Source organism: Kitasatospora sp. NPDC086791 (assembly GCF_040685975.1).
Lineage (GTDB): Bacteria > Actinomycetota > Actinomycetes > Streptomycetales > Streptomycetaceae > Kitasatospora.
The window spans coordinates 159,668-185,311 of record NZ_JBFBOC010000003.1; the positions used below are offsets into that span (position 1 = coordinate 159,668).

The following is a 25,644-nucleotide window of genomic DNA, read 5'->3' on the forward strand; positions in this document are numbered from 1 at the left end:
CACAGTGAACTCTTCCGACCAGGGGTCGGCGCACCCGGGACGGCCCGAAACCCTCAAGGCCGTCCCGGTCCGCCACCCCGGACGCTGGGTCGGGGCAGCAGTCGTCGCGGTCCTCGCGGCGATGCTGATCCACGCCCTCACCACGAATCCCCAGTTCCAGTGGGACGTCGTCGGCCAGTACCTCTTCGATTCCTCGATCCTGCACGGCCTCGGCGTCACCCTCGAACTGACGTTCCTCTCCATGCTGATCGGCGTCGCGGGCGGCATCACGCTCGCGATCATGCGCCTGTCGCCGAACCCGGTGCTCTCCAGCACCGCCTGGTTCTACATCTGGGTCTTCCGCGGCACCCCCGTGCTGGTGCAGCTGCTGTTCTGGAACTTCCTCGGCTCGCTCTGGGTCGAGATCTCGATCGGCATCCCGTTCGGCCCCGCCTTCTGGTCCGAGCCGACCAACGAGGCGATCCCGCTGTTCGTCGCCGCCCTGCTGGGCCTCGGCCTCAACGAGGCCGCCTACATGGCGGAGATCGTCCGCGGCGGCATCCAGTCCGTGCCGCTCGGCCAGACCGAGGCCGCGCACGCGCTCGGCATGAGCCAGTTCAACACCATGCGGCGGATCATCCTGCCGCAGGCCATGCGGGTGATCATCCCGCCGACCGGCAACGAGACCATCTCGATGCTGAAGACCACCTCGCTGGTCTCGGCGATCTCGCTGGAGGAGCTGCTCCGGGCGGGCCAGAACATCTACTCGCGCACCTTCCAGACCATCCCGCTGCTGCTCGTCGTCAGCATCTGGTACCTGCTGCTGACCTCGATCCTCACCGTGGTCCAGTACTACATCGAGCGGCACTACGCGCGCGGCGCCAACCGGGTGCTCCCGCCCACGCCGCTGCAGCGACTGCGCCGGCTGTTCGCCGGCAAGCCCGTGCCGAAGGCCAAGGACGACGTGGTCACGGGCGCCGAAGGAGGTGGCCACGTATGACCGACCTGACCAAGCCGCAGCCCCAGGACTCGGCGGCCGCGCTGATGGTCGAGGCCCAGGGCGTGCGCAAGTCCTACGGTCTGGTGGAGGTGCTCAAGGGCATCGACCTCGAAGTCCGCCGGGGCGAGGTGTTCGTCCTCGTCGGCCCCTCCGGCTCCGGCAAGTCGACCTTCCTGCGGTGCATCAACCACCTGGAGAAGATCAACGGCGGGCTGCTCTCGGTGGACGGCGAGCTGGTCGGTTACCGGATGAAGGGCGACCGGCTGCACGAGCTCCGGGACCGCGAGGTCGCGGAGAAGCGCCGGGACATCGGCATGGTGTTCCAGCACTTCAACCTCTTCCCGCACATGACCGCGCTGGACAACGTCATCGAGGCGCCGGTGCAGGTCCGCAAGGAGAGCAGGGCCGACGCCCGCGAGCGCGGGATGGCCCTGCTGGAGCGGGTCGGCCTCTCCGACAAGGCGAAGAACTACCCCTCCCAGCTCTCCGGCGGCCAGCAGCAGCGCGTCGCGATCGCCCGCGCGCTGGCCATGAAGCCGAAGCTGATGCTCTTCGACGAGCCCACCTCGGCGCTCGACCCGGAGCTGGTCGGCGACGTCCTCGACGTCATGCGCGGCCTCGCCGAGGAGGGCATGACCATGGTGGTCGTCACCCACGAGATGGGCTTCGCCCGCGAGGTCGGTGACGCACTGGTGTTCATGGACGGCGGTGTGGTGGTCGAATCCGGCACCCCCCGCGACGTCCTCACCGACCCGCAGCACGAACGCACCAGGGCCTTCCTCTCCAAGGTCCTCTGATATCCCCACCGTTGATATCCCCACCGTCGGCGCCCGGCAGGCAGCTCCTGCCGGGCGCCGACGTTTTCCCCGCTCGGGTAATAGGCTGGAAGCAGTCAGCCCGTTACCGATTTTCTGGAAGGACCGCCGTGGAGCTCGCCTCGTACGCCGATCTCGCCGTTCGGCTGGTGAACACCGAGGAGCCCGAGCGCGGCACCGACACGCTGACCTCCGTGGACGCGGTGCGCGCCCTGTTCTCCGACTCGTCGCGGGCCGCCGCGCTCGCCGACGAGTCCGATCTGCCCCGGCTGCGGGCGGTGCGGACCCGGCTGCGCGGGGTCTTCGAGGCCGCCGCCGAAGGGGACGAGGTCCGGGGGGTCGACCTGCTGAACAGTCTGCTGATGGAGTACCCCGTCAGCCCGCTGATCTCCGGGCACGACTACCTGGACGACGCCGGACGGCCGCGCTGGCACCTGCACCTGGCCGACAACTCGGCGACCGCCACCGCGCACTTCAGCGCGGTCGCCTGCATGGGCCTGGCCGTCCACCTGACCGAGCTGGGCGCCGACCGGCTGGGCATCTGCCAGGCCGCGCCCTGCCGCAACGCCTACCTGGACACCTCGACCAACCGCTCCCGCCGCTACTGCTCGGACCGCTGCGCGACCCGGGCCAACGTCGCCGCCTACCGGGCCCGCAAGCGCCAGGAGGCGGAGGCGGCGCTCAACGCCGGAACCGGCTAGAGCTCCTCGACCCGGACGCCGAGGCGGCGGGCCAGGCCCGGCACCCGGGCCAGCCGCGGGGTGAGCAGCAGCCGCTCCAGCCGGCGCCCCGGCGCCAGCCAGGCCGGGCTCGGGCGCAGCCGCAGCAGCGCCCGGCCGAGCACCAGCTCGTCCGGGACCGCGCCGTAGCTGCGGCTGTCGCTGTCCACCGGGCGGTTGTCGGACAGCAGCCACCAGCCGCCGGGCCTCCGCTCGACGGCCCGCTTCAGCACCAGCAGGTCCTGCTGGAAGGGGTGCCGGAAGAGCACCACGGCCCCCGGTCGGATCGGCGCGCCGTAGCGGACCAGCAGCCGGTCGCCCTCGTACAGGGTCGGGACCATCGACCGGCCCGCCACGTCGACCAGCCCGAACGGCAGCACGCCGCTCCGGGCCCGGCCCTCCGGTTCCGCGCTCCGCGCCACGACTCCTCCTCCCGCACCGCCGGCCCCCAGTCTGCCGTACGGGCCGCCACCTGCCCGATGCCCGGATTACCCCGGTTCCGGGTCCGTCTTTTGCCCTAGGCCCACCGCCCGATCGCGAAACCGCGCGGGCGGAAGGGTAATCTCGGGCGCGGGAAGACGATCTAAGGAAGGACTCCCATGTTCTCTCGTCTGTTTGCACCGCGTGCCACCGCTCACGCCCACTGTGACCTGCCCTGTGGCGTGTACGACCCGGCGCAGGCCCGGATCGAGGCCGAGTCCGTCAAGGCCACCCAGGAGAAGTACCAGGCCAACGAGGACCCGCACTTCCGCGCCCGCGCCGTCATCATCAAGGAGCAGCGCGCCGAGGCCGTCAAGCACCACATCTCGGTGCTGTGGAGCGACTACTTCAAGGCCCCGCACTTCGAGAAGTACCCGCAGCTGCACCAGCTGATCAACGACACCCTGAAGGCCGCCTCGGCCGCCAAGGCGTCCACCGACCCGGCCACCGGCCAGGCCCTGCTGGACCTGATCGCCGAGGTCGACAAGATCTTCTGGGAGACCAAGCAGGCCTGAGCCTGACGCGTCGCCACCCGACCGCCCCCGTCCGCACCGCCGGACGGGGGCGGTCGTGCGTTCGCGTCCGGAGCGAACGTGCGGGGTGAGACCGGTAAGGGTTGCCTGCCCTGAGTGGCTGTTATGCTGCCAGGGCGTCCGAGGGGGAAGTCCGGTGTGAATCCGGCGCTGACCCGCAACGGTGAGCACGGCCCGTCCCAGCGGTGCGGCCGCGCCAGCCCGATCGCCCCCGGCCGCTGACCTCCCGACAACTCGCCGCGGACTGCGAGGGGAACGGCGCCCCGGCACGCCTCCGGCCCGCGCCCGCCCCGGCGCACCCGCGGCCCGAGGCAAGGCGCACCCGTGAACCGCGCACCCGCGAACGGCGCGGTCGGCCCGCCCGACCGCCGCATACCCGCGCTCCCGCTCGCCGTCGGCCTCGCCGCCGCCCTGTTGCTCTCCCTGGTCTGCGGGGTCGCCTTCGGCTTCTCCGGGATCGGGCTCCCCCGCGTGCTGCGGCTGCTGGGCGCCGGGCTGACGGGCGGTCGGCTGGAGGCGGACGAGGCGGCCGCGTACGCCATCGTCTGGGAGATCCGGCTGCCCCGCACCGTGCTGGCCGCCGTGGTCGGCGCCGGGCTCGCCGCCACCGGGGTCGCCGTGCAGGCGCTGGTGCGCAACGCGCTCGCCGACCCCTTCGTCCTCGGCATCTCCTCCGGCGCGGCCGTCGGCGCCAACGCCGTCCTGCTGTTCGGCGCCTTCGCCTCGCTCGGGGTCTGGGCGGTCTCCGCCTCCGCCTTCGGCTCCGCGCTGGTCGCGATGGCGCTGGTCTACCTCGCCGCCCGCACCGCGTACGGGCTCACCCCGCTGCGGCTGGTGCTCACCGGCACCGCCCTCTCCCACGGCTTCGCCGCCACCACCACCCTGATGGTCTTCGCCGCCGACCGCGGCGAGGCCGCCCGGAGCGCCATGATGTGGCTGCTCGGCAGCCTCGGCGGCGCCACCTGGGGCTCGGTGCCGATCGCCGCCGGCACCGTGCTGGCCGGCCTGGCCCACCTCGGCTGCGCCGCCGGACGGCTGGACGGGCTCGCCATGGGGGACGAGACCTCCGCCGCGCTCGGCGTGGACCCGGACCGGCTGCGCCGGGAGCTGTTCGTGGTGACCGCCGCCGTCACCGGCACGGTGGTCGCGGTCAGCGGGGCGATCGGGTTCGTCGGGCTGCTGGTGCCGCACCTGGCCCGGATGCTGGTCGGCGCCGCGCACCGCCGGGTGCTGCTGGTCGCGCCGCTCGCCGGGGCGCTGCTGCTGGTCTGGGTGGACATCGCCTCCCGCACCCTGCTGGCGCCCGCCGAACTGCCCGTGGGGGTGTTCACCGCCGTGCTCGGGGTGCCCGTCTTCCTGCTGATGATGCGCCGGCGCGGCCACGCCTTCGGAGGCCGATCGTGACCGGACCGAGCGGCCCCGCCGACCCTACGGCGGCCCAGGACCTCGACGTCGACACCGTCTCGGTGGAGCTGGCCGGCGCCCGGCTGGTCCACGAGGTGAGCCTGGCGGCGGCCGCCGGGCAGGTGGTCGGACTCGTCGGGCCGAACGGCAGCGGCAAGTCGACCCTGCTGCGCTGCGTCTACCGGGTGCTGAAGCCGGCCGGCGGCGCCGTCCGGCTGGCCGGCGACGACCTGCACGCGCTCTCCGCCCGCGCGAGCGCCCGCCGGGTGGCCGCGCTGACCCAGGAGCACTCCGCCGAGTTCGACTTCACGGTGGCCGAGGTGGTCGCGATGGGCCGGCTGCCGCACCGGCGCGGGTTCGGCGCCCCGGCCGACGGGGACCGGGAGCGCTGCGCCGAGGCGCTGCGCAAGGTCCGGGCCGGCCACCTCGCCGAACGGGGCTTCCTGAGCCTGTCCGGGGGCGAGAAGCAGCGGGTGCTGTTCGCCCGCGCGCTGGTCCAGGAACCGCGCCTGCTGGTGCTCGACGAACCCACCAACCACCTGGACATCGCCCACCAGTTGGAGGTCCTGGCGCTGGCCCGCGAGGCCGGTCCGACGGTGCTCACCGCGCTGCACGACCTCAACCTGGCGGCGGGCCACTGCGACCTGCTGTACGTGCTGCGGGCCGGCCGGATCGTCGCCTCCGGGCCGCCCCGCGAGGTGCTCCGGCCCGCCCTGCTGGCCGAGGTGTTCGGCGTCCGGGCCACCCCGGTCCGGCACCCGGGGACCGGCGCCGTCCAGTTGCTGTTCGACCGCCTCGACCCTTCCGCCCCGCTCGACCGCTCCCCCGGAGCCTGAACCACCGAAGGAACCACCGTGCGCACCAAGGCCGTTGCCACCACCGCCCTGCTCGCCCTCGGGCTCACCGCCTGCGGTGCGGAGATCGCCCCGAAGGAGACCGCCGGCGGCTCCGCCCACTACCCGGTGACCGTCGAGAACTGCGGCGACCGGCTGACCTTCGCGCGGAAGCCCGCCCGGGTGGTCACCAACGACGTCAACATCACCGAGCTGATGCTCTCGCTCGGTCTCGCCGACCGGATGGCCGGCTACGTCATGCCCGACGACAAGGGCAAGGTCGACCAGGTGCCGTGGAAGGACGGCTACCAGCAGACCGCCTGGCTCTCCAAGAAGGCACTCACCAAGGAGATCGCGCTGGACGCCCGGGCCGACCTGGTCCTGGCGGGCTGGCACTACGGCTTCGACGAGGGCAGCGGCGTCACCCCGCAGGCCTTCAAGGCCCTCGGCCTCGACTCCTACGTGCTCAGCGAGTCCTGCCGCAGCGGCAGGGGCGGCGAGCGCGGCGTGATGGACCCGCTGGACGCGCTCTACACCGACCTGGCCAACCTCGGCGAGATCTTCGACGTCAAGGACCGCGCCGACCGGCTGATCGCCGACTCCAGGGCCCGGATCGCCGCCGTCCCGCAGCCCGGGCGCCGCCCGTCCGTCTTCCTGTACGACAGCGGGCAGGACAAGCCGTACACCGCCGGGAAGTTCGCCGCCGCGCACCAGATCATCGCCAAAGCCGGCGGGACCAACATCATGGGCGACCTCGCCGACACCTGGGTCACCGCCGGCTGGGAGAGCGTGGTGGAGCGCGACCCCGAGGTGATCGTGATCAACGACTACGCGACCCCGGACGCCGAGGAGAAGCGGAGGTTCCTCACGTCCTTCCCGCCGCTGGCCGGCGTCTCCGCGATCAGGAACGGCCGGATCTTCGTGCTGGACTACGTCGACCTGGTGGAGAGCCCGCGCAACCCGGCCGCGATCGGCGCCCTGGCCGAGTACCTGCGCACCGTGCCGGCCCGCTGACCGGCCCGGACCGACCGCTCCTCCGGCCGACGGCGCCGGGCGTACGCTCGGAGTACGAACCGACGGACCCCGACCGGAGGAGCGAACTCATGACCACCATGGCGGCCCCCGCCGCCTTCGACACCCGCGCGCTGCGCGAGGGCATCGAGCGCTGCGACGCCGAGGCCCTGCTGTCGCTCTACGCCGAGGACGCCGAACTGCGCATGGTCGACCGCAAGACCCAGCCCAGCCACCCCCTGGTGATGCACGGGCGGGAGGAGATCGGCGCCATGCTGGGCGACATCTACGGCCGCGAGATGACCCACAAGCTGGAGCAGGTGGTCGTCCAGGGCGACCACGTCGCCTTCATGGAGTCCTGCCGCTACCCGGACGGCGTCCGGGTGCTGATGACCTCGATGGCCGACCTGCGGGACGGGCGGATCGTCGACCAGACCTCCATCCAGGCCTGGGACGAGACGGGGCCCGAGCAGTAGGCTCGCAGACATGATCCGCACCGCCGTCGCCAGCGACGTTCCCGTCATCCACGCCATGATCCGCGAGCTCGCGGAGTACGAGAAGGCCGCGCACGAGGCGGTGGCCACCGAGGAGCAGCTGCACGAGGTGCTGTTCGGCGCCGATCCCGCGGTGTTCGGCCTGATCGCCGAGGACGGGACCGGCGAGCCGGTCGGCTTCGCGCTCTGGTTCCGCAACTTCTCGACCTGGCGCGGCACCCACGGGATCTACCTGGAGGACCTGTACGTCCGCCCGGAGGCCCGCGGCGGCGGCCACGGCAAGGCGCTGCTGCTGGAGCTGGCCCGGATCGCCGTGGAGCGCGGCTACTCCCGGGTGGAGTGGTCGGTGCTGGACTGGAACCAGCCCTCGATCGACTTCTACAAGTCGATCGGCGCGGTCTCGATGGACGAGTGGACCGTGTACCGGCTCACCGACGAGGCGCTCGCCGCCGCCGGCCGGCGCTGAACGGACCGGGCGCTCCGGAAAGCGGACTGGACGAGTCCGGAAAAGGGTCTGCCACCCTGCGTCGCAATGCCTTACCATCAGTAACTCCCGAGCAGGGATGCGGTAGGGCGGAGCGATGGCGGATCCGCAATCCCGGCGCCTCCTTTGAGGGGCGGCAAGCAGGGGTAACAAGCGGGGTACCAAGCAAGCAAGGCGCGTCACCCAGGAGGCAAGGGTGTCCCAGATCGACGGCGATCTCGGTGTTCAGGATTTCGTGGAGGTCCGGCTCCCCGCGGCGGGGGCCTACCTCTCCGTGCTGCGAACAGCGACGGCCGGGTTGGCCGCCCGGCTGGACTTCACCCTCGACGAGATCGAGGACCTGCGGATCGCGGTCGACGAGGCCTGCGCCATCCTGCTCCAGCAGGCGGTGCCGGGCTCCGTCCTCTCCTGCGAGTTCCGCCTGGTCGGCGACTCGCTGAAGGTGACCGTCGCCGCCCCGACCACCGACGGCAAGGCCCCCGAGCGGGACACCTTCGCCTGGACCGTGCTCTCCGCGCTGGCCGGCGAGGTCGACTCCTCGGTCGCCGAGGACAAGACCGTGTCGATCAGCCTGCACAAGAAGCGCGGCGGGTCCGCCGCCCACTAGCCGGGCCCCGGACCGCACCGCGCAGACCGAGCAGCACCGAGCAGCACCCGCGCAAGGGCCGTCCGCCGCACCCCGTCCGGGGCCGGCGGGCGGCTCCCGGTACCGCCCCCGGGGCGGTACGACCAACGAGACGATTCCGGGGCCATCCGCCCCGGTGCTCCCGGAACGGAACGGGGGAATGGCCGTGAGTGATCTGGACCGTACCGGCCTCGCGACGGCGGGACCTGCCGTACCGACCCAGGCGAGCGTTCCCGGCCTCGCCGCCAACGACGAAGCGCACCCGAAGGACGCCCACCGGATGAGCCACCCGACCGAGCCGACGTCCGAGCCGACGCCCGACTCCGTACCCCCGCCGGACCGGGCGGACCGGGCGGAGGAGACGGCCGAGGCGGAGCTGCACGGCGCCGTGCCCGCCCAGGGCGCGCACCGCACCGGCGCCCCGGACCGGGAGGCCGCCCGCGCGCTGTTCGTCCGCCTGTCGGCGCTGCCCGAGGGCTCGCCGGAGCGGGTCGAGCTGCGCAACCAGCTGGTGCGGATGCACATCCCGCTGGTCGAGCACCTGGCCCGGCGCTTCCGCAACCGGGGCGAGCCGCTGGACGACCTCACCCAGGTCGCCACCATCGGCCTGATCAAGTCGGTGGACCGCTTCGACCACGAGCGCGGGGTCGAGTTCTCCACCTACGCGACGCCGACCATCGTCGGGGAGATCAAGCGGCACTTCCGGGACAAGGGCTGGGCGGTGCGCGTCCCGCGCCGCCTGCAGGAGCTGCGGCTGTCGCTCACCACGGCGACCAGCGAGCTCTCCCAGCGGCACGGCCGCTCCCCCACGGTGCACGAGCTGGCCGAGCACCTGGGGATCTCCGAGGAGGACGTGCTGGAGGGCCTGGAGTCCGCCAACGCGTACTCCACGCTGTCCCTGGACGTGCCGGACAGCGACGACGAGTCGCCGGCCGTCGCGGACACCCTGGGCGCCACCGACGAGGCGCTGGAGGGCGTCGAGTACCGCGAGTCGCTCAAGCCGCTGCTGGCCCAACTGCCGCCCCGGGAGCAGAAGATCCTGGTGCTGCGGTTCTTCCGGAACATGACCCAGTCGCAGATCGCCGCCGAGGTGGGGATCTCCCAGATGCACGTGTCCCGGCTGCTCGCCCGGACCTTGGCCCAGCTGCGGGAGAAGCTCCTGGTGGAGGAGTAGGACTGACGGCCGCTCAGCTCGACTGCGCGGCCGTCCGGACGACCCGGCGGCCCTGCGCGCTCAGTCCTCGGACGGGGCGTACAGGGCCGCCGTCGACTTCGGGTTCAGCAGCGAGCCGATGCCCACCAGCCCGAGCAGGCCGACCAGCACGCCGACGGCGATCATCACCCCGCCGCTCCGGACCATGTAGTAGGCGACCGGCAGGCAGATCGAGTTGGTCAGCACCGCCGGACTGCGGCCCCAGCGGCGCTCCTTCAGCAGCGCGCCGGCGGCCAGCACCGGCAACACGCCGAGCAGCACGATGACCGCGCCGCCGAACTCGTTCAGGGCGAGCTGCTTGGACTGGCCGGACAGCGCGGCCACCATGTCCCAGACGCCGACGACGGCCAGCGCGGCGCCCTCCAGGGCGGTGAGGGCGGCGCCCAGGGTCAGGGACGCCGGACGGCCGGAGCCGGCCGAGGGTGCGGGTGCGGAGGTTTCTGCGGTCACTCCTGCAGGGTAGCCGCCGGTCGGCCCGTACCGACCCGTAGGCTTTCCCCATGCGTGCTCTCCTGGTCGTGAACCACAAGGCCACCACCACCAGTGGCCGGACCAGGGACGTCCTGATCCACGCCCTGCGCAGCGATCTCAAGCTCGACGTCGCCGAGACGCAGTACCGGGGCCACGCACGCGACCTGGCCCGTGAGGCGACCGAGGACGGCACGGTCGACCTGGTGGTCGCACTGGGCGGCGACGGCACCGTCAACGAGGTGGTGAACGGGCTGCTGGCGCACGGCCCGGGCGAGAAGGTCCCGCGACTGGCCGTGGTGCCGGGCGGTTCGACCAATGTGTTCGCCCGCGCGCTGGGCCTGCCCAACGACCCGGTGGAGGCCACCGGCGCCCTGCTGCACGCACTGGAGCACAAGCAGGAGCGCCCGATCGGGCTCGGCAAGGCGATGACCGACGGAGTGCCGGACCGCTGGTTCACCTTCACCGCCGGCCTCGGCTTCGACGCCGGGGTGGTCGGCCGGGTCGAGGAGCAGCGCCGGGCCGGGCGCAGGTCCACCCACGCGCTCTACGTCCGGGAGGCGGTCCGGCACTACTTCACCCAGCGTGAGCAGCGCCGCTCGGGCCCGGTCTCCCTTGAACTTCCGGGCCGGGAGGCCGTGCCGGGGCTGGTGCTGTCGATAGTCAGCAACACCTCGCCGTGGACGTTCCTGGGCAGCCGCCCGGTCTATCCCTCACCTCTCGCCTCCTTCGACACGGACCTGGACGTCTTCGGGATCACCCGGATGACGGCGTTCGGTACGGCTCGAACGATCCGTCAGATCCTGCGGTCGCACGGGCCTTCGAGTGATGGCGCACCACCGGTCGGGCCGTCCGGGAGGCACGTCGTCTCCTATCACGACGTCAGACACTTCACCTTGGTTTCAGAGGAACCGGCACCGTTCCAGGTCGACGGCGACCATCTTGGAGACAGGAGTCGCGTCAGTTTCACAGGCGTACGGCGGGCACTGCGTGTGATTGTGTGACCGGAAGGGGGGTTCGCCCTTCTTCTCGAACGCACAAGCCCCCTTCACTCCATAGAAGTACTGGCTGTGAGCTAGGCGACACCGAAGAATCAAAAATTCCTCCCCGAAGGGGGTTGTATCCGAGCCCGAGGTTTGCGAACCTCTACATGGCGATCGGGACGCATCGCAGCGACGGCAACTCCGGAACCACGGAGCGCCGACCGCGGGGCGCCCCTCGAATCGCCGAATCCCCCCCCAGCACAGACCACCCGGGCCCGGTAGGCCTTTGGTCTCTTTTGCTGTTGCGGGATTCGTGAAAGCGTTCACATTCACAAAGCCATCGATTGTGCCGTCGGGCCACCCCCGGTCGGCAGGAGGAGTTGGACGACCATGGACTGGCGCCACCGCGCTGTCTGCCGCGAAGAGGACCCGGAGCTGTTCTTCCCGATCGGGAACACCGGTCCTGCTCTGCTGCAGATCGAGGAAGCCAAGGCCGTGTGCCGCCGTTGTCCGGTCATGGAGCAGTGCCTCCAGTGGGCTCTGGAGACCGGCCAGGACGCCGGCGTCTGGGGCGGCATGAGCGAGGACGAGCGTCGCGCGATGAAGCGCCGTGCCGCCCGCAACCGCGCCCGCACCGCCTGATCGCGCTGATCACACGGCGTAGCACCGGCAGTGACCGCAGTATCGATCAAAAAACGATCAACACATGATCAAAGGCTTCCCTGCACCTCCTGGTGAAGCCTTCCGCACAAAGGGCCTTGCTCGACTCGGTCCCGCGACACCGAACGACACCCAACCCGCCCAGCCACTTGATACTGTTCACTGAGAGCAATATCGTGGAGCTGAGGCGCTCACCGTGTGCAACGCACCGGCGAGGTGTCGCTCCACCCAGAGCCCCCGTTCCGGCCGACTCCCCCCGACGGCCGGAACGGGTTGAGAGGCCCTGTCGACCCACCCCCCCCGGTCGACAGGGCCTCGTTTCTGTTTCCGCGCCAGGCCGGCTTCCCCGGCGCTTCGGCCGCCGCTTCCCCGCCGCTTCCCCGTTCGGCCGCGGGCACGTCGGGCGGGCGGAGTGTTCACCCGGCGCATCCGCCGAGCGCGCGCCCCTGCCGAGCGCCCTCGCGCGACGAATTCTCAGCAGAATCTCAGCCGCCCCGGAACCCCGGCCCGGGGGCGGGACTTCAGCGGACCGGGATCTCCAGGATCACCTTCGTACCGCCGTTCGGACCGGCCACCATGTCGAAGGTGCCGCCCAGCTCCCCGGTGGCCAGCGTCCGGACGATCTGCAGCCCGAGGTTCCCCGCCGTCTTCGGGTCGAACCCCTCCGGCATGCCGCGGCCGTCGTCCTGCACCGTGATCAGCAGGTACTCCTCCGGGCGGGCGCCGCCGTTCCAGCTGTCCGACCAGCCCATCCCGGTCGCCGGGGCCCGGCCGCGCAGCGCGCTGACCTCCAGGTTCCCGGAGGCCGTCGGACCGAAGGCGTGCTCCAGCGCGTTCTGCAGCAGCTCGGTCAGCACCATCGACAGCGGGGTGGCCACCTCCGCGGACAGGATGCCGAAGCTGCCGCTGCGACGGGTCGCCACCCGGCCGTCCTGGGACAGCTCCATCGCCATCGCCAGCACCCGGTCGGCGATCTCGTCGAAGGCCACCTGCTCGTCCAGCGCCTGGGAGAGCGTCTCGTGCACGATCGCGATCGAGCCGACCCGGCGCACCGCCTCGTCCAGCGCGGCCCGCCCGGACTCCGACTCCATCCGGCGGGACTGCAGCCGCAGCAGGGCCGCGACGGTCTGCAGGTTGTTCTTCACCCGGTGGTGGATCTCCCGGATGGTGGCGTCCTTGGTCATCAGCTCGCGGTCGCGGCGGCGCAGCTCGGTGACGTCGCGGCAGAGCACCAGCGAGCCGGTCAGGGTGCCCTTGGGCTTGAGCGGGATCGCCCGCAGGGTGACCACTCCCCCCTGCGCCTCCACCTCGGTCTGCCGGGGCGCCCAGCCGCTGGCGACCTTCACCAGCGCCTCGTGCACGGCCCCCCGGGACGGCGGGGCGAGGTCGGCGGTGGCGCGGCCGAGGTGGCTGCCGACCAGGTCGGCGGTGAGGCCGAGGCGGTGGTAGGCGGAGAGCGCGTTGGGGCTGGCGTAGGTGACGATGCCGTCCGCGTCCAGGCGGATCAGGCCGTCGCCGACGCGGGGGGCGGCGTCCATGTCGACCTGCTCGATGCCGGGGTACGGGAAGCTGCCGGCCGCGATCATCTGGGCCAGGTCCGAGGCGCTCTGCAGGTAGGTGAGCTCCAGCCGGCTGGGGGTGCGGACGGTGAGCAGGTTGGTGTTGCGGGCGATCACCCCGAGCACCTTGCCCTCGCGCCGGACCGGGATCGACTCGACCCGGACCGGGACCTCCTCGCGCCACTCCGGGTCGCCCTCGCGCACGATCCGGCCCTCGTCGAAGGCGGCGTCCAGCAGCGGGCGGCGGCCGCGCGGGACGAGGTGGCCGACCATGTCGTCCTGGTAGGAGGTCGGTCCGGTGTTCGGCCGCATCTGGGCCACCGAGACGTAGCGGATGCCGTCCCAGGTGGGGATCCAGAGCACCAGGTCGGCGAAGGAGAGGTCGGAGAGCAGCTGCCACTCCGAGACCAGCATGTGGAGCCATTCCACGTCGGCCCCGGTGAGGGTGGTGTGGCGGCGGACGAGTTCGTTCAACGAGGGCACATGGCGAGGGTATCGCCGCCGGTCGGGGCGGGGCGCGGCGGACCGACGGGCGGACCGGTGGGGCTGCTCGGGGCCGTTCGGGGCCGGGCCGGGATCCGCGCGAGTTGTTTAGACCAATTTTTCGAGAGGCCTGGACAACCGAGATTGGTCTAGTCCACAATGAAAGGGCACCAAGGAGAGGCCCCCGCGCAACTGCCCTGACCGCGCGCGGCCTTTCCTCGGTCGGACACCGCCGAACGAGGACCCCGCACAGTCCTTGATCGTCCCGGTGCCCGACGACAGCTCCGGGCTGCGGTGCCGCATGGGTTGAGGGTCCCGTGTCGGCGCCGTGGCCCGTAGTGCTTTCCGGCCTCCCCGGCCCCCGGACCATCGTGCGCCGCTCACCGGACCGGCCCCGTCCACAGCCTGTGGACGGGGCCGGTCCGCGTCCGGGCGGACGCACGTCCGAACCGGGCGCGGGCGGGTTCGCGGGCGGGCTACCGCGTCTCGGTGACCTTGGCCAGGGCGCGCGGGGCGTCCGGGTCCTGGCCGCGGGCGATGGTGACCTCGTACGCCAGCAGCTGCAGCGGCAGGATCTCCAGGATCGGCTGCACCTCCTCGGGCACCCCGGCCGGCAGCGCGAAGCCCGCCGAAGCGGCGTCCACCTGCGGCTGCTGGCCGATCACCATCAGGTCCGCGCCGCGGCCGCGCAGCCGGTCCAGGACGGGCTGCAGGGCCTCGCCGCCCTTGCCGTCCGGGACGATCGCGATGACCGGCGAGACGTTGTCCACCATGGCCAGCGGACCGTGCAGCAGGTCCGCGCCGGAGAACGGGCTGGCCGGGATGTAGGTGGTCTCCATCAGCTTCAGCGCCGCCTCGCGGGCGGTCGGGTAGCCGTAGCCGCGCGAGGTGATGACCAAGCGCTGGGCGAAGCGGTAGCGCTCGGCCAGCGCCCGCACCTCGGCCTGCCGGGACAGCACGCCGGCGGCCAGGGCCGGCAGCCCCTCGGCGGCCGAGCCACCCCCGGCCTTCGGCCGGGCGTACCCCCACGCCTCCGCGAGACCCTCGACCAACAGGTAGAGCGCCAGCAGCTCGGCGGTGTAGGTCTTGGTGGCGGGCAGCGCCTTCTCCGGGCCGGCCAGCACGTCGATGTGGAACTCGGAGACCTCGGCCAGCGGCGAGGCGGCGTTGTTGGTGACCGCGAGGGTGATGGCGCCGGCCTCGCGGGCGGCCTTGGTGGAGGCCACCAGGTCCGGCGAACCGCCGGACTGGCTGACGGTGATGACCAGGACGTCGGTGAGGTCGGGTTTGGCGCCGTACGCGGTCGTGGTGGACATCGAGGTCAGGCCGGCCGGCTTGCCGAGCAGGATCTCGACCAGGTACTTGGCGTACAGCGCGGCGTTGTCGGACGTGCCGCGCGCGGTGAGCAGGACGAAGCGGGGACCGCGGGCGGCGATCCCGGCCGCGATCTCGCGGATCTTCGGGGCCCCCTCGTCGAGGATGCGCTGGAGGACGGCCGGCTGCTCGGCCATCTCCGCCGCCATGATCCGGCCGGGGACGGAAACAGTCTGCGGGTCGGACATCTGGGTCTGCCTCCGATGAGATGGTTCGACCCCGCCCGGGCGGCTGCCCGGCGGGGACCTCTACGGCGGCGAGTCCGCACACTCGCTGCGGTTCTTCGTGCCCGGCAATCCTACGGGCGCGCCCGGGCCGGAGCACCTCCGTCCGCCGCTCCCCGGAGCCGGGAGCGGCGGACGGCCGCGGACGGCCCGCAGCGGACGGTGCCGGTACGAATGCCGGTGCCGGTCAGGACGCCTTGTTGATCAGCTGGTCGATCGCGGCGTCGGCCTCCTTGGTGGCCTGGTCCACCGACTTGCCCTTGAGGATCGCGGTCAGCATGTCGGGGATGATCTTCTGCTTCTCGATCGCGCCCCAGCCGGGCGCCAGCGGGGTGAACCAGGCGTCCGGGACGGCGTTGGCCGCGGCGGCGGTGGAGGGCTTGTTCTTCAGCTGGTTCAGCTGGGTGAGGTTGTTCGGCAGGATGTCCTTGTCGGCCAGCGCCTGCTCGGACTTGGTGCTGGTGAACATCCGGATCCAGTCCGTCGCCAGCGCCGCCGACGGGGACTTGGCGGTGACGGCGAGGTCGGAGCCGCCGATGAAGGTCGGCAGCGGCTTGCCGTCCGGGCCGGGCATGGTGGCCACCTTCACCGCGTCCTTCAGGCTCGGGTCGCCGGTGACCGGCGCGGTGACGCTGCTCGCCTCGTAGCCGTTGCCGTAGAAGGACGCGGCGTGCCCGCGGGCCATCGACTCGAACTGGTTCTGCTCGTTCAGCGTCAGGTCGCCCTTGTTGTACTTGCGCACCAGGTCGGCGAAGTGGCCGATGCCCTCCTGGGACTTGGGGTCGTGCAGGGTGCCGTGCCAGTTTCCCGAGCTGTCGAACTTGGCGATGCTGCCGCCGTACGCGGCCACGTAGCTCATCGCCGCGTACCAGTACGGGCCGGGCAGGTAGAGCGGGGAGAAGGTCTTGTCCGCCTTGTTCTTGTCCGCGACCTTGTCGAGGGCGGCCAGCAGCTCGGTCTCGGTCTTCGGGAACTCGGCGTTGCCGGTGGCCTGCTGGAAGACCGCGGAGTTGTAGATGGCGACCCGGGAGCCGGCGTAGTAGGGCACGCACCAGAGCTTGTCCTGGTAGGTACAGGTGTTGGCGAGCGCCTTGATCCAGCTGTCGGAGTTGTCGAAGGTGCTGCGTTCCACCGGGGCCAGCGCGCCGGACAGCACGTACTTCATGGTCTCGGTGTTGCCCAGCTCGACCACGTCGGGGGCGCTGCCCTCGGCGAGGGCCTTGTCCAGCTTGCTGACCTTGTCCGCCCAGCCCTGGTACGAGAGCTTGAGGGTGACGTTCGGGTACTTCTGCGCGAACTCGTCGTTGACCCGCTGGACCAGGTCGGGCCAGTTCTTCTGGGCGTCGTCCATCAGCCAGACGGTGACGGCGCCGGTGGCCGCCTTCGGGTCGGCGGCGGCGCCCTTTCCGTCGCCCGACGAGGAGCCCGACGAGGAACAGGCCGTCAGGCCCGCCGTCAGTGCCATGATCCCGAGCGCCGAAATGAGCTGACGCTTCTTCACGCCGTCCTCCGAGGGTGTTCTAGAGCCGTGATGCCCGCCGGCAGCGTGATTGGCGCCCGCAGCGGAGAGTCCGGACAGGGGGCGGCGAAGAGCTTCGGGGTGGGCCGATACCACATCCGGCGAGGTTGAAATTCGAACCGGATGACTGGACTCTGGCCTAGACCAAAGGTGGTGTCAACGGTCAAAAGCCCTTGTGTCGAAGGCCGTTGCAGAGCTGTTGTACCCCGTGGCGATCAGTTGCCGACCCGTCACCGTTAGTAGAACTTAAGCTGGATTTAAGACTGGCTTGAGGGAACACCGTCACTCGGGGAATCCGCAGGTCGACGCCGGGAGAACGGAACGGGCCCGCCATGCGACATGCGCATGACGGGCCCGTCGGCCGACGCCTCCCGGACAGGTCCGGTGACGTTCTGTCGGTCGGTTCAGCAGACCGCTCCCGGCTGCCCGGTGAGCACCTCCACGGCCGCCAGCCCGCAGACCCGGGCGGCGCCGTGGGTGGCGATGTAGAGCGCGCCGACCGGCTCGGACTGGGGCAGCCCCATCTCGACCACGGCGGCGTCCGGACGGGCCGCCACCAGGCGGCCCAGCGCGGCGGACATCCACGGGTAGCGGTGGGCGTCCCGGACCACCAGCACCAGGCGGCGGCCCTCGGCGCCGGTCACCAGCTCGTCGACCAGGCCGTCCAGCAGCTCCGGGGCCGCCTCGGCGGCCGACACCGAGCGGGTGCGGGTGCCGGGGAAGCGGTCGGCCAGCATGTCGGCCACGCCCCACGGGGTGACGCCGCCGACGGCGACGTTCGGCTCGTCCGAGAACGAGGCCACGTACGGGCGCTCGCTCACCGGGGAGGTCGCCCGGCCCGGCGCCCGGACCACCTTCAGCGCCCGGCGCGCGGCCCGCAGACCGACCGCCAGGTCCGGCTCCGGCCGCTCGCCCTGGGCCGAGATCCGGCCCCAGCTGCCCAGCGCCCGGACCCGGGCGGCGGCGTCCGCCAGCCGCTCCTCGTCGAGCTTCCCGGCCCGCACGCCCGCCACGATGGCGTCGCGCAGCATCAGCACGGTCTCCTCGTCGGCCAGCCCGCCGCCGACGCAGATCGCGTCCGCGCCGGCCGCCAGGGCCAGCACGGTGCCCTCGCCCATCCCGAAGGTGTCGGCGATGGCCCCCATCTCGATCGCGTCGCTGACGATCAGGCCCTGGTAGCCGAGGCCGCCGTCGGCCGGGGCCGCGCGCAGCAGGTCGCGCAGCACGGCCGGGCTCAGGGTGGCCGGCAGCTTCGGGTCCAGCGCCGGGATCATGATGTGGGCGGTCATCACGGCCTTGGTGCCGGCCGCGATCGCCGCCTGGAACGGGATCAGGTCGCGGGCCCGCAGCACGTCCAGGTCGACGTCGATGACCGGCAGGCCGTGGTGCGAGTCCACCGCGGTGTCGCCGTGGCCGGGGAAGTGCTTGGAGCAGGCGGCCACGCCGGCCGACTGCAGGCCCTCGACCCAGGCGGCGGTGTGCCGGGCGCACAGCTCGGGGTCGGCGCCGAAGGAGCGGACGCCGATGACCGGGTTGCGCGGGTTGGAGTTGACGTCCGCGGTCGGCGCCCAGTTGTAGTTGACGCCGGCCGCGGCCAGCGCACGACCGAGCTCGCGGGCGACGTCCCGGGTCAGCGCCGGGTCGTCGATCGCGCCGAGCGCGAGGTTGCCGGGCCAGGACGAACCGGAGCCAGCCTCCAGCCGGGTGACGTCGCCGCTCTCCTCGTCGATGGCGATCAGGAGGTCGGGGTTCTCGGCGCGCAGCGCCCGGGTGAGCGCCGAGAGCTGGTCGAGGTCGACCACGTTGCGGTCGAACAGCGCGACCGAGCCGAGGCCGGCGGCGAGGTGGCGGCGCAGCCACGACGGCGGCTCGGCGCCGACGAAGCCGGGCTGCAGGACGGTCAGGGCGTCGCGGTGCAGCTGGTCGCTGTCCAAGGCGGTGGGAACGAGGATGCTCACGGTGTCTCAGCCCTTCACGGCGCCGTCGGTCAGCCCGCTGACCGCCTTGCGCTGCAGGAAGATGAACAGGATCAGGATCGGCAGGGCGAAGAGCGTGGACGCGGCCATGGTGGCGCCCCAGTCGGTCCCGAAGTTGGTCTGGAACGAGGACAGCCAGAGCGGCAGGGTCTGGCTCTCGGGCTTCTTGTTCAGCCACAGCACGAGCGGGAACTCGTTCCACGCGGTGATGAAGCCGAACAGCGAGGTCGACATCAGACCGGGGGCCAGCAGCGGGAAGATCACCTTCACGAAGGCCTGGGTGCGGGTGCAGCCGTCCACCATGGCCGACTCCTCCAGCTCCTTCGGCACCGCGGCGATGAAGCCGCGCAGCGTCCAGATGGTGAAGGGCAGCACCATCATCATGTAGAAGGCCGTGAGCGGGACGAGGCTGTTCAGCAGGTCGTTGTCGCGGGAGATCATGTAGGCGCCGATGGTCATGACCTCCCACGGCGCCATCTGGGCCACCATGATGACCAGCACGAAGGACTTGCGGCCGCGGAACTTCATCCGGGCGACGGCGAAGGCCGCCAGGGTCGCGATGACCAGCGAGATGAGCACGGCGCCGACGGTCACCGTGAAGCTGTTGCCGACGTACGTCCAGAAGTTCTCCGCGTGGACCGCCTTGTCGAAGTGGGCGAAGGTCGCGTCCAGCGGGAGGAAGACCGGGGTCCGGCTGATGATGTCGTTGTCCTGCTTGAAGGACGTGGAGATCATCCAGTAGACGGGGAAGATGAAGAAGACGAAGAGGACGACCGCGATCACGTTCGGCCAGGTACGTCCGATGAGCGAGCGCCTCACAGCTCGTCCTCCTGCTTCAGGATGATGCGGAAGTAGTACGCCATCAGGGCGGCCAGCATCAGGATGGTGAGCACCGCGATGGCGGACCCGGCACCGAAGCGCTGGGCGCCGATGCCTTCGAGGAAGGCGTGGACCGGCAGCGTCCGGGTGAGCCCGTCCGGCCCGCCGTGGTTGATCAGGTAGACCTGGGTGAAGGCCTTGAAGACCCAGATGACTTCGAGGAAGGTCGTGGCCAGGAAGAAGGGCTTCAGACTGGGGTAGACCACCGCGGTGAAGATCTTGACGGGGCCGGCGCCGTCCATCCGGGCCGCCTCGTAGAGCTCCTTGGGGATGGTGGTCAGCGCCGCGTACATGTTGAACGCGACGAAGGGGATCGAGCCCCAGACGATCAGCAGCACGATCACGAAGAAGGTCGAGTACTCGCCGCTGTACCAGTTGAAGTGGGCCATCGAGTGCCAGCCCAGCTGGTCCAGGAACCAGTTGACGACGCCGAAGTTCTGGTCGAAGAGCCAGGTGTAGACGGTGGTCGCGGCGACCACCGGCATCGCCCAGGCGAGGACCAGGGCCAGCGAGAGCAGCAGCCGCATCGTCTTGCCGAGGCGGTTGAGCAGCAGGCCCACCAGGGTGCCGCCGACCATGATCAGCACGACGTTGACCACGGTGAAGCCGACCGTCCGGCCGGTGACCGCCCAGAACTCCGAGTCGGTCAGCTGGTCCCGGTAGTTGTCGAAGCCGTTCCACTCGGTCAGGTGCTGGATGAACTGACGCTTGTTGAGGTTCTGGAACGACAGCAGGACCGTCTTGAACAGCGGCCAGCCGAGCAGGCCGAGGGTGGCCGCGATGGCGGGCAACAGCAGCAGGTACGGGGCGACCCGGGCCCCGAGGCTCGGCCCGCCCGCGGCTCTGCCGGTCTTCTTCGGGGTGCCGCCGGCGCCGTCGCCGGCGATCACGTCGGTCCTGGCCACCGCAGCCTCCCCCTGGTCCGGGGACTGTGTCTGCACCCGCTCCGAATGCACAGCCATCGTTCTCTCTTCCTCACAACCCGACCACGACGGACAGGCGCCGCCCACCGGCCCCCCGCCGGGAGCCGGTGAGCGACGCCGCTCGACTGCTTACTGCTTGGTGTTGAGACGCTTCGCGATCTCGTCGTCGGCCTTCTTGGCCGCGGCGGCGTAGTCGCCGGTCAGCGCCGAGGTCAGGAAGTCCTTGATCGGGTTCGGCTCGTTCTCGACGTTGGTCCAGGTCGGAACGTTCGGGGTGATCGCGCCGTTGGCGGACGCCGGGAGGGCGGCCTTGGCGAACTCGCCGGTGACCTGGCTGTTGAGCGCGGTCTTGTTCGGGATGGAGCCGGAGGCGGCGACCAGGCCCTCGTTCTTGGCGTTCAGGGCGATCTTCAGGAAGCCCTTGGCCAGCTCGGGGTTCTTGCTCTGCTGGGCGATCGCCAGGTTCGAGCCGCCGAGGAAGACGCTCGACGGCTTGTCGGCGGTCTTGCCGGGGAGCGGGAAGAAGCCGATCTTCTCGGCGGCCAGCTCCTCGGGCTTGGGCAGCTCCCAGCCGAGGCCGATGATGGTGCCGATGTCGCCCTTGGCGAAGACGTCCTTCTGCTGCGGGGTCGCCTCGTCCTTGTCCTTCGGACCGGTGACCGAGTAGCTCTGCAGCTTCTTGTAGGTGTCGAAGGCCTTCTGCGCCTCGGGGGTCGACAGGCCGCCGACCCACTTGTCGCCGTCCTTCTTGGCGAGCTTGCCGCCCTCGCTGGTCAGCAGACCGAAGTAGGTGTACCACTCCTGGCCGGGCATGTAGAGCGGGTCGGTGACGCCCGCGACGGCCTTGACCTTGTCCAGGTCGGTGTAGAGCTCGTCCAGGGTCTTCGGCGGGGTGGTGATGCCGGCCTTGGTCCAGATGTCCTTGTTGTAGGTCACCACGCGGTTGGTGAAGTACCACGGGGCGGCGTACTGCTTGCCGTCCAGGACCGCGGACTCGTTCAGGTTGGCGGCCCAGTCCGCACCGCCCAGGTCGGCCTTGTCCTTGGTGATGTCGAGCAGACCGCCGGTGGCCGCGTAGCCCGCCGTCTGGGTGTTGCCGATCTCCAGGACGTCGGCCGAACCCTCGGAGAGGGCGGCGGTGACCTTCTGGCCGATGCCGTTCCACTTCTGGGTCTGGATGTCGAGCTTGGCACCCGGGTACGCCGCGGCGAAGTCGGCCTTGACACTGTCCGTCCAGCCCTTGGGGGCCGAGCCGTCCATCAACCACACGGTCAGGGTCTTGCCGTCGAAGTTCTTGGCAGCCGAGGACGAACCGCCCTTGGCGTCCTCGCTCTTGCCGCTGGAGCCACAAGCCGCCAGGCCGACGACCATTGCTGCGACGCCGACCGCCGCGATGAGCTGACGCTTCACGCCATCCTCCTGAGGGATGCCTGGGTTACCCCCGTCGGGCGGCAGCGGCAGACCCACACAAAGCGGGGGAATTGGTGCCGCGGACCCCTTCGAACGGGTGGGGGGATTCGTAGGAACCGGCCTAGTGGTGTAGACCAGATGCCTGGAGCTTGGCCTAGACCAATGGGCCTGTCAACGGCTGTTCGACCGATCTCGACCACCCGTTATCAAGCCGACACCGCACATCGTTCATCGCGTGATGAGGTATTCGTTCCGTAGCCATACATGCAACGATGTGAGCCGTTAACGATGTGGCGGGGCCTGTGAAGGCCTTGCGAGAAGCGGGAGAACAGGTCCGATGAGCAGCGACGGGGGAACCACCGCCCAGGCCGACGACCCCGAGGTGAAGAACCTCCCGACGCAGACCGGCACCGACCCGACCGCCCGCGTCCCCAAGTACTACGGCCTCAAGCGCCACCTCCTCCAGCTCACCGAGACCCAGCCCGCCGGCACCCCGGTCCCGCCGGAGCGCGCGCTGGCCGCCCAGTTCGACACCTCGCGGACCACCGTCCGCCAGGCCCTGCAGGAACTGGTCGTCGAGGGCCGGCTGGAGCGCATCCAGGGCAAGGGCACCTTCGTCGCCAAGCCCAAGGTCGCCCAGGCGCTGCAGCTCACCTCCTACACCGAGGACATGCGGGCCCAGGGCCTGGAGCCCGCCTCCCGGCTGATCGAGATCGGCTACATCACCGCCGACGACCGGCTCGCCCCGCTGCTCGACATCAAGCCCGGCGGCCGCGTGCTGCGGATCGAGCGGCTGCGGCTGGCCAACGGCGACCCGATGGCCATCGAGGTCGCCCACCTGTCCGCCAAGCGCTTCCCCGCCCTGCGGCGCAACCTGGCCAAGCACAACTCGCTGTACGCGGCGCTGCGCGAGGTGTACGGGGTCACCGTGGCCGAGGCCGAGGAGACCATCGAGACCACGCTGGCCAACCCGCGCGAGGCCGGGCTGCTCGGCTCCGACCTCGGCCTGCCGATGCTGCAGCTGTCCCGGCACTCCTTCGACGCCGAGGGCAACCCGGTCGAGTGGGTCCGCTCCCTCTACCGGGGCGACCGCTACAAGTTCATCACCCGTCTGAAGCGTCCGGAGTAGGCGACGGCTCCGGGAGGGGCGCCCGGGCCGGGCGCACTCCCCCGTCACGCCACGGGCACCGGCGCGCGCGGCCTGCGCGCCGGTGCCCTTCGCGTCCCGTGACCGTGTTTCCCGCGCACCCGTGACGGCGCTTCCCGCGCATCATGACGGCGCGCTTCCCGCGCACAGCGGCCCTGGCTCCCCCGGTCCGTGACGGCGCCTCACGCGCTCCGCCGCGGCGGGATCGGCCGGTTGCGCCCGACCGGTGGGAAGTTCCGTCGTTTCCGGTGACATGGATCACTCCATGCTCTAGATTGCGCAGCCGTACTGACTGTCGATCACCGATGGTGCTGCTCGGCGGGCTCGCGGGGGCGTGCGACGCCGCCCGGGCTGCGGCGCCGACGTGGAGAGTCCTCCGGAGCGGAGCCGAAGATGCCGTCTGATCCCGATACCGTCGAAGATGTCATGCCCGAGCCAGCCGGGGCCGCCGTCCCCGCGGTGACCCCCGAGCGGGTGCTGGCCGCTCTCGCCCTGCTCGTGCCGATCGTCGCGATGCTGTGGGTGTCCTCGTACGACAAGAACGACCCGGCGGTGGCCGGGGTGCCCTTCTTCTACTGGTACCAGCTGCTCTGGGTGCCGGCGTCCGCCGTCTTCACCGTCGCCGCCTACCTGCTGATCAACCGGGACGAGAAGGCCCGCAAGGCGGCCCGGAAGGGCGGTGCGCGATGAAGGACGTCAACGTGCCGGCCCTCGTGGTCTTCGTGCTGTTCTTCGCCCTGGTCACCGTGCTGGGCTTCCTCGCCTCCCGCTGGCGGCGGGCCGACGACGCGGCGCACCTGGACGAGTGGGGCCTGGGCGGCCGCAGCTTCGGCACCTGGGTGACCTGGTTCCTGCTCGGCGGCGACCTCTACACCGCGTACACCTTCGTCGCCGTCCCGGCCGCGGTGTACGCGAGCGGCGCGGCCGGCTTCTTCGCGGTGCCGTACACGATCATCGCCTATCCGCTGGTCTTCCTCTTCCTGCCCCGGCTCTGGTCGGTCTCCCGGGTGCGCGGCTACGTGACCCCGGCCGACTTCGTGCGCGGCCGGTACGGCTCGCGGCCGCTGTCGCTGGTGGTCGCGCTGACCGGGATCCTGGCCACCATGCCGTACATCGCCCTGCAGCTCGTCGGCATCCAGGCGGTGCTGGACGTGCTGGGGGTCGGCGGCGGGGACAACGCGAGCTGGTTCGTCAAGGACCTGCCGCTGTTCATCGCCTTCGGCGTGCTGGCCGCCTACACCTACTCCTCCGGGTTGCGCGCCCCGGCGCTGATCGCCTTCGTCAAGGACGCCCTGGTCTACGTGGTGATCATCGTCGCGGTGATCTACATCCCGATCCGGCTGGGCGGTTACGGGCACGTCTTCGACGCGGCCGCGCAGCACTTCAAGGAGACCGGGACCGGGTCGATGACCGTCCCGGAGCACAAGCAGTGGACGTACGCCACGCTCGGGCTCGGCTCGGCGATGGCGCTGTTCATGTACCCGCACTCGGTGACCGGCGTGCTGGCCTCGAAGTCCCGCAACACCGTGCGCCGCAACATGGCGATCATGCCCGCGTACTCGCTGATGCTGGGGCTGCTGGCGCTGCTCGGGTTCATGGCGATCGCGGCGGGCGTGGGCAAGGGCGTCAAGGGCTTCAACGCCCAGCTCTCGGTGCCCCGGCTGTTCGCGGACATGTTCCCGGACTGGTTCACCGGCGTCGCCTTCGCCGCGATCGGGATCGGCGCGCTGGTGCCGGCCGCCATCATGTCCATCGCGGCGGCCAACCTCTTCACCCGCAACGTCTACAAGGACTGGATCAGGCCCGCCGCCACCCCCGCCGACGAGACCCGGGTCGCCAAGGCGGTCTCGCTACTGGTGAAGGTCGGCGCGCTGGTCTTCGTCCTCGGCATGGACCGGCAGGCCGCGATCAACCTCCAGCTGCTGGGCGGCCTGTGGATCCTGCAGACCTTCGTGGCCATCGTCGGCGGCCTGTTCACCCGCTGGTTCCACCACTGGGCGCTGTTCGTCGGCTGGGCGGCCGGCATGGTCTACGGCACCTGGAAGGCGTACGGGATCGCCAGCCCGGCCACCAAGCACTTCGGCGGCAACGCGGCCGAGATCCCCGGCATCGGCGAGCTCGGCTACATCGGCCTGACCGCCTTCGCGCTGAACCTGGTCGTCGCGGTGGCGCTCACCCTGCTGCTGCGGGCCGTGAAGGCGCCGGAGGGCCCGGACGAGACCAGACCGTCCGACTACGGCGCCGAGACCGGCGACGACGAGCTGGAGAACGCGCCGGAGCCCGTAGCGGCGCACTGATTCGCGCGGTACGCGCCCTGTGATCGCGCCGCCTTCTCCGTGAACACTGGAGAAGGCGGCGCGATCATATGTATGAACAGGCGTGCACGCCGGGCACCACCAGACCGGACCGGCAACCGGCCGGAACCTGATCGACCACGGGGAGCTCGCGG

25 protein-coding genes and 1 riboswitch are annotated in these 25,644 nt (G+C 71.0%); of the genes, 16 read left to right on the plus strand and 9 right to left on the minus strand.

What is annotated here, in order from left to right; genetic code table 11:
* Nucleotides 1–4 precede the first annotated feature (4 nt).
* The 3 genes from AB0Q99_RS07700 (at nt 5) to AB0Q99_RS07710 (ending at nt 2,495) form a co-directional block, all read left to right on the plus strand.
* Nucleotides 5–979, plus strand: a complete 975-nt coding sequence (locus AB0Q99_RS07700; RefSeq protein ID WP_363569404.1) for an amino acid ABC transporter permease — start codon at nt 5–7, stop codon at nt 977–979.
* Entirely contained in the window at nt 976–1,776 is an 801-nt protein-coding gene (locus AB0Q99_RS07705) for an amino acid ABC transporter ATP-binding protein (RefSeq protein WP_363569405.1), read from the plus strand. Before AB0Q99_RS07700 ends, AB0Q99_RS07705 begins: the two co-directional genes overlap by 4 nt.
* A 128-nt stretch (nt 1,777–1,904) precedes the next feature.
* Entirely contained in the window at nt 1,905–2,495 is a 591-nt protein-coding gene (locus tag AB0Q99_RS07710) for a CGNR zinc finger domain-containing protein (RefSeq protein ID WP_363569406.1), read from the plus strand.
* Here the strand turns inward: AB0Q99_RS07710 and sodX are convergent.
* Nucleotides 2,492–2,935, minus strand: a complete 444-nt coding sequence (gene sodX / locus AB0Q99_RS07715) for a nickel-type superoxide dismutase maturation protease (protein WP_363569407.1) — start codon at nt 2,933–2,935, stop codon at nt 2,492–2,494. The genes AB0Q99_RS07710 and sodX overlap by 4 nt on opposite strands.
* Nucleotides 2,936–3,112: 177 nt before the next feature.
* On the opposite strand from sodX, the gene sodN reads away from it, so the two are divergent.
* The 8 genes from sodN to AB0Q99_RS07755 all read left to right on the plus strand — a co-directional run bounded on the left by sodN (nt 3,113) and on the right by AB0Q99_RS07755 (nt 9,551).
* Nucleotides 3,113–3,508, plus strand: coding sequence for a superoxide dismutase, Ni (gene sodN, locus AB0Q99_RS07720; protein ID WP_350628137.1), 396 nt, complete (start codon nt 3,113–3,115; stop codon nt 3,506–3,508).
* 101 nt (nt 3,509–3,609) lie between these two features.
* Nucleotides 3,610–3,758: riboswitch (cobalamin riboswitch) on the plus strand.
* 92 nt (nt 3,759–3,850) lie between these two features.
* Nucleotides 3,851–4,930, plus strand: coding sequence for an iron ABC transporter permease (locus AB0Q99_RS07725; protein ID WP_363569408.1), 1,080 nt, complete (start codon nt 3,851–3,853; stop codon nt 4,928–4,930).
* The gene (locus AB0Q99_RS07730) at nt 4,927–5,766 is read left to right on the plus strand and encodes an ABC transporter ATP-binding protein (protein WP_363569409.1); all 840 of its coding nucleotides are present in this window, start codon (nt 4,927–4,929) and stop codon (nt 5,764–5,766) included. The genes AB0Q99_RS07725 and AB0Q99_RS07730 overlap by 4 nt, the downstream gene beginning before the upstream one ends.
* Before the next feature lie 18 nt (nt 5,767–5,784).
* A complete protein-coding gene (locus AB0Q99_RS07735) occupies nt 5,785–6,777 on the plus strand; it encodes an ABC transporter substrate-binding protein (RefSeq protein WP_363569410.1) in 993 nt (330 codons plus the stop codon).
* Nucleotides 6,778–6,866: 89 nt separating this feature from the next.
* A complete protein-coding gene (locus tag AB0Q99_RS07740) occupies nt 6,867–7,250 on the plus strand; it encodes a nuclear transport factor 2 family protein (RefSeq protein WP_363569411.1) in 384 nt (127 codons plus the stop codon).
* 10 nt (nt 7,251–7,260) lie between these two features.
* Nucleotides 7,261–7,734 (plus strand): GNAT family N-acetyltransferase, encoded by a 474-nt coding sequence (locus AB0Q99_RS07745; RefSeq protein WP_363569412.1) that lies wholly within the window; start codon nt 7,261–7,263, stop codon nt 7,732–7,734.
* Nucleotides 7,735–7,948: 214 nt separating this feature from the next.
* Nucleotides 7,949–8,359: an anti-sigma regulatory factor gene (locus AB0Q99_RS07750; protein WP_030235635.1), complete on the plus strand. Its 411-nt coding sequence runs from the start codon at nt 7,949–7,951 to the stop codon at nt 8,357–8,359.
* A 184-nt stretch (nt 8,360–8,543) separates the two neighbouring features.
* A complete protein-coding gene (locus AB0Q99_RS07755; RefSeq protein WP_363569413.1) occupies nt 8,544–9,551 on the plus strand; it encodes an RNA polymerase sigma factor SigF in 1,008 nt (335 codons plus the stop codon).
* A 60-nt stretch (nt 9,552–9,611) separates the two neighbouring features.
* On the opposite strand, the gene AB0Q99_RS07760 is transcribed toward AB0Q99_RS07755, so the two are convergent.
* Nucleotides 9,612–10,040 (minus strand): hypothetical protein, encoded by a 429-nt coding sequence (locus tag AB0Q99_RS07760; protein ID WP_363569414.1) that lies wholly within the window; start codon nt 10,038–10,040, stop codon nt 9,612–9,614.
* 50 nt (nt 10,041–10,090) lie between these two features.
* Here AB0Q99_RS07760 and AB0Q99_RS07765 point away from each other — a divergent pair, with 50 nt between their 5' ends.
* On the plus strand, nt 10,091–11,062 hold the full coding sequence (locus AB0Q99_RS07765; protein WP_363569415.1) for a diacylglycerol kinase family protein: 972 nt from the start codon (nt 10,091–10,093) through the stop codon (nt 11,060–11,062).
* 369 nt (nt 11,063–11,431) lie between these two features.
* A complete protein-coding gene (locus AB0Q99_RS07770; protein ID WP_014138019.1) occupies nt 11,432–11,683 on the plus strand; it encodes a WhiB family transcriptional regulator in 252 nt (83 codons plus the stop codon).
* 539 nt (nt 11,684–12,222) lie between these two features.
* Here the strand turns inward: AB0Q99_RS07770 and AB0Q99_RS07775 are convergent.
* The 7 genes from AB0Q99_RS07775 to AB0Q99_RS07805 all read right to left on the minus strand — a co-directional run bounded on the left by AB0Q99_RS07775 (nt 12,223) and on the right by AB0Q99_RS07805 (nt 22,048).
* Entirely contained in the window at nt 12,223–13,743 is a 1,521-nt protein-coding gene (locus AB0Q99_RS07775) for a PAS domain-containing sensor histidine kinase (RefSeq protein ID WP_363569416.1), read from the minus strand.
* Nucleotides 13,744–14,219: 476 nt separating this feature from the next.
* Complete coding sequence (locus tag AB0Q99_RS07780) at nt 14,220–15,305, minus strand: SIS domain-containing protein (protein ID WP_363569417.1); 1,086 nt, start codon at nt 15,303–15,305, stop codon at nt 14,220–14,222.
* Nucleotides 15,306–15,528: 223 nt separating this feature from the next.
* Nucleotides 15,529–16,806 (minus strand): extracellular solute-binding protein, encoded by a 1,278-nt coding sequence (locus AB0Q99_RS07785; RefSeq protein ID WP_363569634.1) that lies wholly within the window; start codon nt 16,804–16,806, stop codon nt 15,529–15,531.
* A 458-nt stretch (nt 16,807–17,264) separates the two neighbouring features.
* Entirely contained in the window at nt 17,265–18,818 is a 1,554-nt protein-coding gene (locus AB0Q99_RS07790) for a glycoside hydrolase family 3 protein (protein ID WP_363569418.1), read from the minus strand.
* Nucleotides 18,819–18,824: 6 nt separating this feature from the next.
* Complete coding sequence (locus AB0Q99_RS07795) at nt 18,825–19,655, minus strand: carbohydrate ABC transporter permease (RefSeq protein ID WP_363569419.1); 831 nt, start codon at nt 19,653–19,655, stop codon at nt 18,825–18,827.
* Entirely contained in the window at nt 19,652–20,677 is a 1,026-nt protein-coding gene (locus AB0Q99_RS07800; protein WP_363569420.1) for a sugar ABC transporter permease, read from the minus strand. Before AB0Q99_RS07800 ends, AB0Q99_RS07795 begins: the two co-directional genes overlap by 4 nt.
* 90 nt (nt 20,678–20,767) lie before the next feature.
* The gene (locus AB0Q99_RS07805) at nt 20,768–22,048 is read right to left on the minus strand and encodes an extracellular solute-binding protein (RefSeq protein WP_363569421.1); all 1,281 of its coding nucleotides are present in this window, start codon (nt 22,046–22,048) and stop codon (nt 20,768–20,770) included.
* Between the two features lie 337 nt (nt 22,049–22,385).
* On the opposite strand from AB0Q99_RS07805, the gene AB0Q99_RS07810 reads away from it, so the two are divergent.
* The 3 genes from AB0Q99_RS07810 (at nt 22,386) to mctP (ending at nt 25,492) form a co-directional block, all read left to right on the plus strand.
* The gene (locus AB0Q99_RS07810) at nt 22,386–23,177 is read left to right on the plus strand and encodes a GntR family transcriptional regulator (RefSeq protein WP_363569422.1); all 792 of its coding nucleotides are present in this window, start codon (nt 22,386–22,388) and stop codon (nt 23,175–23,177) included.
* A gap of 444 nt (nt 23,178–23,621) precedes the next feature.
* A complete protein-coding gene (locus AB0Q99_RS07815; protein WP_363569423.1) occupies nt 23,622–23,885 on the plus strand; it encodes a DUF3311 domain-containing protein in 264 nt (87 codons plus the stop codon).
* A complete protein-coding gene (gene mctP / locus AB0Q99_RS07820; protein ID WP_363569424.1) occupies nt 23,882–25,492 on the plus strand; it encodes a monocarboxylate uptake permease MctP in 1,611 nt (536 codons plus the stop codon). The genes AB0Q99_RS07815 and mctP overlap by 4 nt, the downstream gene beginning before the upstream one ends.
* Nucleotides 25,493–25,644 lie beyond the last annotated feature (152 nt).

What these genes read in the sequence shown, in the direction of transcription:
- AB0Q99_RS07705 (WP_363569405.1), top strand. Translation starts at nt 976, where the DNA reads ATGACCGACCTGACCAAGCCGCAGCCCCAGGACTCGGCGGCCGCGCTG.
- sodN (WP_350628137.1), top strand. Translation starts at nt 3,113, where the DNA reads ATGTTCTCTCGTCTGTTTGCACCGCGTGCCACCGCTCACGCCCACTGT.
- AB0Q99_RS07740 (WP_363569411.1), top strand. Translation starts at nt 6,867, where the DNA reads ATGACCACCATGGCGGCCCCCGCCGCCTTCGACACCCGCGCGCTGCGC.
- AB0Q99_RS07745 (WP_363569412.1), top strand. Translation starts at nt 7,261, where the DNA reads ATGATCCGCACCGCCGTCGCCAGCGACGTTCCCGTCATCCACGCCATG.
- AB0Q99_RS07765 (WP_363569415.1), top strand. Translation starts at nt 10,091, where the DNA reads ATGCGTGCTCTCCTGGTCGTGAACCACAAGGCCACCACCACCAGTGGC.
- AB0Q99_RS07770 (WP_014138019.1), top strand. Translation starts at nt 11,432, where the DNA reads ATGGACTGGCGCCACCGCGCTGTCTGCCGCGAAGAGGACCCGGAGCTG.
- AB0Q99_RS07780 (WP_363569417.1), bottom strand. Translation starts at nt 15,305, where the DNA reads ATGTCCGACCCGCAGACTGTTTCCGTCCCCGGCCGGATCATGGCGGCG.
- AB0Q99_RS07785 (WP_363569634.1), bottom strand. Translation starts at nt 16,806, where the DNA reads ATGGCACTGACGGCGGGCCTGACGGCCTGTTCCTCGTCGGGCTCCTCG.
- AB0Q99_RS07800 (WP_363569420.1), bottom strand. Translation starts at nt 20,677, where the DNA reads ATGGCTGTGCATTCGGAGCGGGTGCAGACACAGTCCCCGGACCAGGGG.
- AB0Q99_RS07810 (WP_363569422.1), top strand. Translation starts at nt 22,386, where the DNA reads ATGAGCAGCGACGGGGGAACCACCGCCCAGGCCGACGACCCCGAGGTG.
- AB0Q99_RS07815 (WP_363569423.1), top strand. Translation starts at nt 23,622, where the DNA reads ATGCCCGAGCCAGCCGGGGCCGCCGTCCCCGCGGTGACCCCCGAGCGG.
- mctP (WP_363569424.1), top strand. Translation starts at nt 23,882, where the DNA reads ATGAAGGACGTCAACGTGCCGGCCCTCGTGGTCTTCGTGCTGTTCTTC.